5 protein-coding genes are annotated in these 6608 nt (G+C 44.8%); 4 read left to right on the top strand and 1 reads right to left on the bottom strand.

From position 1 onward, the window contains the following. Positions 1-238 precede the first annotated feature (238 nt). Together nadC and argS are read left to right on the top strand one after the other, a co-directional pair. Positions 239-1168 (top strand): carboxylating nicotinate-nucleotide diphosphorylase, encoded by a 930-nt coding sequence (nadC, locus tag H6F74_RS07610; protein ID WP_190438560.1) that lies wholly within the window; start codon positions 239-241, stop codon positions 1166-1168. Next, positions 1152-2909: an arginine--tRNA ligase gene (gene argS, locus H6F74_RS07605; RefSeq protein ID WP_190438552.1), complete on the top strand. Its 1758-nt coding sequence runs from the start codon at positions 1152-1154 to the stop codon at positions 2907-2909. Before nadC ends, argS begins: the two co-directional genes overlap by 17 nt. 39 nt (positions 2910-2948) lie before the next feature. Here the strand turns inward: argS and def are convergent, their stop codons facing one another. Further along, positions 2949-3485 carry a peptide deformylase gene (def, locus tag H6F74_RS07600; RefSeq protein ID WP_190438549.1) on the bottom strand — a complete coding sequence of 179 codons (537 nt, stop codon included), beginning with the start codon at positions 3483-3485 and terminating at the stop codon, positions 2949-2951. A gap of 79 nt (positions 3486-3564) precedes the next feature. Between def and dnaA the strand changes: the two genes are divergently transcribed. Further along, positions 3565-4947: a chromosomal replication initiator protein DnaA gene (gene dnaA / locus H6F74_RS07595; protein ID WP_190438546.1), complete on the top strand. Its 1383-nt coding sequence runs from the start codon at positions 3565-3567 to the stop codon at positions 4945-4947. 446 nt (positions 4948-5393) lie between these two features. Beyond that, positions 5394-6593: a DNA polymerase III subunit beta gene (gene dnaN, locus H6F74_RS07590; RefSeq protein WP_190438543.1), complete on the top strand. Its 1200-nt coding sequence runs from the start codon at positions 5394-5396 to the stop codon at positions 6591-6593. Positions 6594-6608 lie beyond the last annotated feature (15 nt).

Raw genomic sequence — 6608 nt, 5'->3', positions numbered from 1 at the left:
TTGACGAGGTTATTGTGTTACTCTGGCTTTCAAACTATTATTTTTTCTAGGTTCTCGTCGCTCGGTGGAGTGTCGCTTTCGCTTGTCTCTCCCGACCGCTTTATTAATATAGCTACTCTCTCCCCAATCTGTCAACTGTTTGGGAAAATTTATTTTTTGTGGTTCAGAAGTCGCTCCTAGAGAGGTATTTGGGCTAAATTATTTTTGGAAGGCTCTAGAAGTTAAGGAAAAAAGGGTTGTGAGCGCGATCGCTACTTTACCTACATCAATAGTTTTAGACCCGCTGATACGCGGCTGGCTATTAGAGGATATCGGTCGGGGCGATCGCACGACCCAAGGCTTGTTAAGCGGCGAAGTGCGCGTCGGGCAAGCAGAATGGACTGCTAAGGAGTCGGGAATTATTGCAGGATTACCTATTGCAGCACGGGTATTCCAGCACTTGAGCGACGATGTAAGCTTTGTCCCTATTGTTGCAGAGGGGGAGCAATGCCATAGAGGGCAAGTGGTGGCCCGCCTTCAGGGTCAACTAGAAGCGTTACTTATAGGAGAACGAGTTGCCCTAAACTTGGGAATGCGTCTGAGTGGGATTGCTACGCTTACTCGTAAATACGTTGACCAAATTGCAGATTTGCCAGCGCGACTGGTGGATACTCGCAAAACGACTCCAGGGCTGAGAATACTAGAAAAGTACGCAACGCAGGTGGGAGGAGCGATTAACCACCGCATGGGGCTAGATGACGGTGTGATGATTAAGGATAATCACATCGCTGTGGCTGGGGGCATTGCAGAAGCGATCGCTCAAATTAGTTCCAGAATCCCCTATCCGCTCACCATCGAAGTTGAAACTGAAACTCTAGAACAAGTACAAGAAGCATTACAGCACGGTGCGGATATCATCATGCTGGACAATATGCCCCTGGATATGATGCAGCAAGCAGTACAGATGATTCGCCAGAACAACAAGCGGATCAAGATTGAAGCTTCGGGCAACATTACTATAGAAACCATTAGGGCTGTCGCTGAAACTGGAGTAGATTACATTTCCAGCAGCGCCCCCATTACTCGCTCAACTTGGTTGGATTTGAGTATGAACATAGACGTTAGTACGATGGAGGAAACAAGCATACTGCCTGAGGTTTCGGCAAAACCCAATGAACTCGACTCTTGAACAACTGAAAACTAAATTTGAGCAGGCTTTAGTCGTCGCCTTTGGGACTGACTATGCTGGAGTAGACCCAATGCTGGTAAGTGCTAGCAATCCCAAGTTTGGCGATTATCAATCGAATGCGCCTTTATCTCTAACTAAAAAGTTAGGTCAGCCACCACGAGCGATCGCAGAAAAAATTGTTCAGAATCTAGATGTAAGCGATTTCTCTGAGCCTCCAGTCGTAGCTGGGCCTGGCTTTATCAATTTCACTCTGAAACCAGAATACTTGGAAGCGCAATTGCGTGACATTCAGGCAGATGCTCGGCTGGGTGTCAGCAAGGCAAAAAATCCTCAGCCAACAGTCGTGGATTTTTCCGCCCCCAATATTGCTAAAGAAATGCACGTTGGCCACTTGCGCTCCACTATTATTGGGGACTGTATCGCCCGGATTTTAGAATTTCGGGGTCACGACGTTCTGCGGTTGAACCATGTAGGCGACTGGGGAACTCAGTTCGGGATGCTCATTGCCTATTTGCGGGAAGTTTGTCCAGAAGCTTTAACTACTGCTAATGCAGTGGATTTGGGGGATTTAGTAGCTTTTTACCGGAAAGCAAAACAGCGGTTTGATGAAGATAAAGAGTTTCAGGAAACGGCGCGGCAAGAAGTAGTAAAGTTGCAGGGTGGTGCTGAAGACTCTCTAAGAGCATGGAATTTGCTGTGCGAACAGTCGCGGCGAGAGTTTGAAGTTATTTACAAGCTGCTGGATGTTCAGTTGAAGGAACGGGGTGAATCTTTCTATAACCCGTTGTTACCTTCAATAGTAGAAGACCTCACCAAATTGGATTTGCTAGTCGAAGACAATGGGGCTAAATGTGTGTTCTTAGAAGGTTTTACTAATAAAGAGGGTGAGCCGCTACCGTTGATTGTGCAAAAGACTGATGGCGGCTACAATTACGCTACAACGGACTTGGCGGCTTTACGCTATCGGATTGAGCAGGATCGGGCTGAACGGATTATCTACGTTACTGATGCTGGACAGGCAAATCACTTTGCTCAAGTGTTTCAAGTGGCTCGTCGAGCGGGGTGGATTCCGGAAAATATTAAGATCGTCCACGTTCCCTTTGGTTTGGTGCTGGGGGAAGATAACAAGAAGCTAAAAACACGTTCTGGGGAAACAGTGCGGTTACGGGATTTGCTGGATGAAGCGATCGCGCGTACTCGTACCGATCTCGAAGCTAGAGTCAGGGAAGAAGGACGCTCAGAAACCGAAGAATTCATTACCCACACTGCCAAAGTTGTTGGGATCAGTGCTGTCAAATATGCTGACTTGAGCCAAAACCGCACCAGTAATTATGTCTTTAGTTACGACAAAATGCTGGCTCTCCAAGGTAACACGGCTCCTTATATGCTTTATGCCTATGTCAGAATTCAGGGGATTAGCCGTAAAGGTAATATTGACTTCCAACAGTTGGGAGCAGATGCCAAAATTCTTTTGCAGGAAGAAGCAGAATTGACTTTAGCAAAACATTTATTACAGTTGAGCGAAGTCGTCAGTGATGTTGAGCAAGATTTGCTACCTAATCGTCTTTGTCAATACTTATTTGAACTAAGCCAGAAGTTCAATCAATTTTACGATCAGTGTAACGTGCTAAAAGCGGAGGAACCTCTACGGACATCTCGGTTATTGCTGTGCGATTTAACTGCTAGAACTCTGAAGCTGGGATTATCGTTGCTGGGCATTCCAGTGTTAGAAAGAATGTAGGAGGAAGCGATCGCGCACACTTAAAATCAACAGCCGAAATTAACTCGGTTGTTGGACAATTTGCTGTTGATACTCCTGCTCAGTCATGATATCTCGCGTACTTTCCAGCCGATCTAAAAATACAATTCCATCGAGATGATCGTTTTCATGTTGAAAGATGCGGGCGACAAAATCTGTAAATTCTCGCCGCTGCAATTTGCCATTCTGGCTGGTGTACTCTACCTCTATCGCCCGATATCTGGGAACTAACCCACGAATCCCCGGAATGCTCAGACAGCCTTCCCAGCCTTTCGCAACCTCATCTGAACGACCAATAACTCTAGGATTGAGGATAGCAGTTGGCTCCATCTCCGGAGCATTAGGATACCTAGGATTAGGACGAGACGCCACAATGAACAAGCGATAAGATTGAGCTACCTGGGGTGCTGCAATCCCAACCCCATTAGCTTGAGCAACGGTTGAAATTAGATTGTCAATCAGCTTTTGAATCCGCTCATCACGAACATTTTCAATATTTTGGGCTTGTTGGCGGAGGATGGGATTGCCTAGCTGAGCGATTTGCAGGATTTCAGTCATGGCTTTTGTTGGTTGAAAATAGCGATCGCTACAACAAGAATGGATAATACTATTCTGCACAAAGCGGTAGAGGTGAGCCGTGGATATTTCTCTTGAACAGCTCTGGAGTCAGGTACTGGAGCGTCTACAGCTACAACTGAGCCGTCCTACCTTTGAAACTTGGATCAAAACCGCCAGCGCCCAGGAGCTGGAAAATAACTGCTTGGTGATTTGCACTCCTAATCCCTTTGCTCGGAATTGGTTGCAGAAATATTACATCAAAACCATTGCTGATGTCGTGCAAGATATTTTGGGTAAGCCTGTGGAAATTCATATCACAGTGAACCCAGGAAATCAAACTTCTAACACTGGGGATTCTGAGATTTCGTGGTCTTTGCCCATTGAAACCAGTATTCCAGAGATTTTACCCGGCAACCGCCCTAGACCGATACAATTAAATCCCAAGTATGTTTTTTCACGCTTTGTTGTTGGCTCCAATAATCGTATGGCTCACGCTGCTTCTTTAGCAGTAGCTGAATCTCCAGGGCGTGAATTTAATCCTCTGTTTTTGTGCGGCGGTGTTGGGCTAGGTAAAACTCACTTAATGCAGGCTATTGGTCATTACCGTTTGGAAATCTGTCCGGATTCTAAAATATTTTATGTATCTACAGAACAGTTTACTAATGACCTGATTGCAGCTATCCGTAAAGACAGTATGCAAAGCTTTCGAGAACATTACAGAGCTGCGGATGTAATATTAGTTGATGATATTCAATTTATTGAAGGCAAAGAATATACTCAGGAAGAATTTTTCCATACTTTTAACACTTTACACGAAGCTGGAAAGCAAGTAGTCATAGCTTCAGATCGTCCTCCAAATCAAATTCCCCGGTTGCAAGAACGCCTTTGTTCTCGTTTTTCTATGGGCTTAATTGCAGATATTCAACGCCCAGATTTAGAAACTAGAATGGCAATTTTGCAGAAAAAGGCAGAGTATGAAAATATGCGTCTGCCTAGAGTAGTAATTGAATATATTGCCACAAATTATACTTCAAATATCCGAGAATTAGAAGGCGCTTTAATTCGGGCTGTGGCTTATATTTCAATTTCTGGGTTGCCAATGACGGTTGAAAATATTGCGCCAGTTTTGAATCCACCTGCTGAAAAAGTAGCAGTTTCTCCTGAAGCGGTGATGATAGCGATCGCAGAAACTTTTAATGTTTCTATTGAAGACTTAAAGGGCAATTCTCGTCGTCGAGAAATTAGCTGGGCGCGACAACTTGGGATGTACCTGATGCGCCACCACACGAATCTTAGTTTACCCAGAATTGGTGAGGAGTTTGGGGGTAAAGATCACACAACGGTAATGTATAGCTGCGACAAAATTATTCAGTTGCAAAATACCGATCCGGATGTGGCGAAGACACTACGTCAACTAAGCGATCGCATCAATATGCTGTGCAGAAACCAAAATCAATCTTAACTATCTAGTTGACGTTACCCCCTTACTTAACTTAATTTTTTTTCTAAAAAATGTAAAGATTTATTAAGTTAAAATTTGCCTGTGGAAAAACTCCTATTTTCTGTGGAAAACTCTGTGGTAAAGCAGTGAAAAATCCGTAACTGTAGGGGAAAACTTCAAATGAGTATAAATACTTTGTGGAAAACCCCTGCTACTTTTCCACAAATTTTCCACAAGCTAGACATAGCTCAAACAAATACAGACAAAAGAATTAGCAAGTTTTTCCACATTTTCCACAGCTCCTACTACTACTCTTCTAAAATTAATTTAATTTAGGATTAGTATTCGCGATCGCTGTTTTTGCAGTTTCAACTGGATTGCTTAGGGCAGGAATGCTACGATCTGCATCTGTGCCAAGAGTAAGCGAGTTGTTGTGTTTGACCCAACAACTCCAAAATCGAACTTCTATGAAACTGGTTTGCTCCCAAAACGATCTCAGTACCAATCTTTCTATCGTCGGTCGAGTAGTGCCATCACGCCCGACACATCCTGTCTTAGCAAATGTCAAGCTGGAAGCCAATCAAGAGACTCAGCGTGTATCCCTGACGGCATTCGATCTCAGCCTTGGCATCCAAACAAGCTTTCCGGCACAAGTGGAAGAGGCGGGGATACTCACCCTACCCGCAAAGCTGTTAAACGATATTGTTTCCCGTTTGCCCGACGGAACGATTACTCTAGAAGATGAAGGGGCCGGAGAAACGAACAGCGAAGGCATTATCGCCACCCTAACTTCTACCTCTGGAAGCTATAAAGTCCGGGGGATGGGAGCAGAAGAGTTTCCAGAACTGCCAGTAATTGAAAATGGCGAAACGGCTTATTTACCAGCCGCAGCCTTAATTGAGGGATTGCGAGGTTCGTTGTTCGCTACCAGTCCCGACGAAACGAAACAGGTATTGACAGGAGTTCACCTAACATTCCAGCAAGAAGAAATTGAATTTGCTGCCACAGATGGTCATCGTTTATCAGTTGTGCAGACGACTAACCAGAGTGAACTGGATGAGGAAACAACAGTATCAGCTGCTGAGGCGAACAAGAGAGAGATAACCATTCCAGCCAGAGCATTGCGGGAATTGGAACGGATGTTAGGGATGCGCCAGTCGGCGGAAGCAGACTCTAGCGGTAAGGATAGCGCGATCGCTCTCCATCTTGACCAAGGACAGGTCGTTTTTGAGTTAGCAGATCAGCGTATAACCAGCCGAACTTTAGAGGGACAATTCCCCGCTTATCGTCAGCTAATCCCACAAAAATTCGAGCGACAAATAACCATCGATCGTCGTCAGTTGCTCAATTCATTGGAGCGAATTGCAGTGCTAGCCGACCAAAAAAATAATATTGTCAAGTTCACCATAGACAGCAGCAACCAGAAAATTTCCCTATCTGTCGAAGCCCAGGATGTCGGTAGTGGGCGCGAGTCTCTAGCTGCACAGATAGCGGGTAATAGTTTAGAAATTGCCTTTAATGTCGCTTATCTCAGAGATGGACTCAAGGCGCTGCAATCCTCAGAAATTCAAATACACATGAATACAGGTAATAGTCCTGTGATTCTGACACCTCTTGGGGGTTTGAAAATGACTTATTTAGTAATGCCAGTCCAGCTTCGCGTCTAACAGTAGGTGACGTTA

The sequence above is a fragment of the Trichocoleus sp. FACHB-90 genome (assembly GCF_014695505.1).
GTDB classification, from domain to species: Bacteria; Cyanobacteriota; Cyanobacteriia; order Cyanobacteriales; family FACHB-T130; genus Funiculus; species Funiculus sociatus.
Note: the sequence above shows the minus strand (reverse complement) of the source record. Positions and strands in the feature narration are given on the sequence as shown.

Excerpts from the sequence above, each read along its gene's own strand:
- argS (WP_190438552.1), top strand. The coding sequence starts at position 1,152 with ATGAACTCGACTCTTGAACAACTGAAAACTAAATTTGAGCAGGCTTTA.
- def (WP_190438549.1), bottom strand. The coding sequence starts at position 3,485 with ATGACTGAAATCCTGCAAATCGCTCAGCTAGGCAATCCCATCCTCCGC.
- dnaN (WP_190438543.1), top strand. The coding sequence starts at position 5,394 with ATGAAACTGGTTTGCTCCCAAAACGATCTCAGTACCAATCTTTCTATC.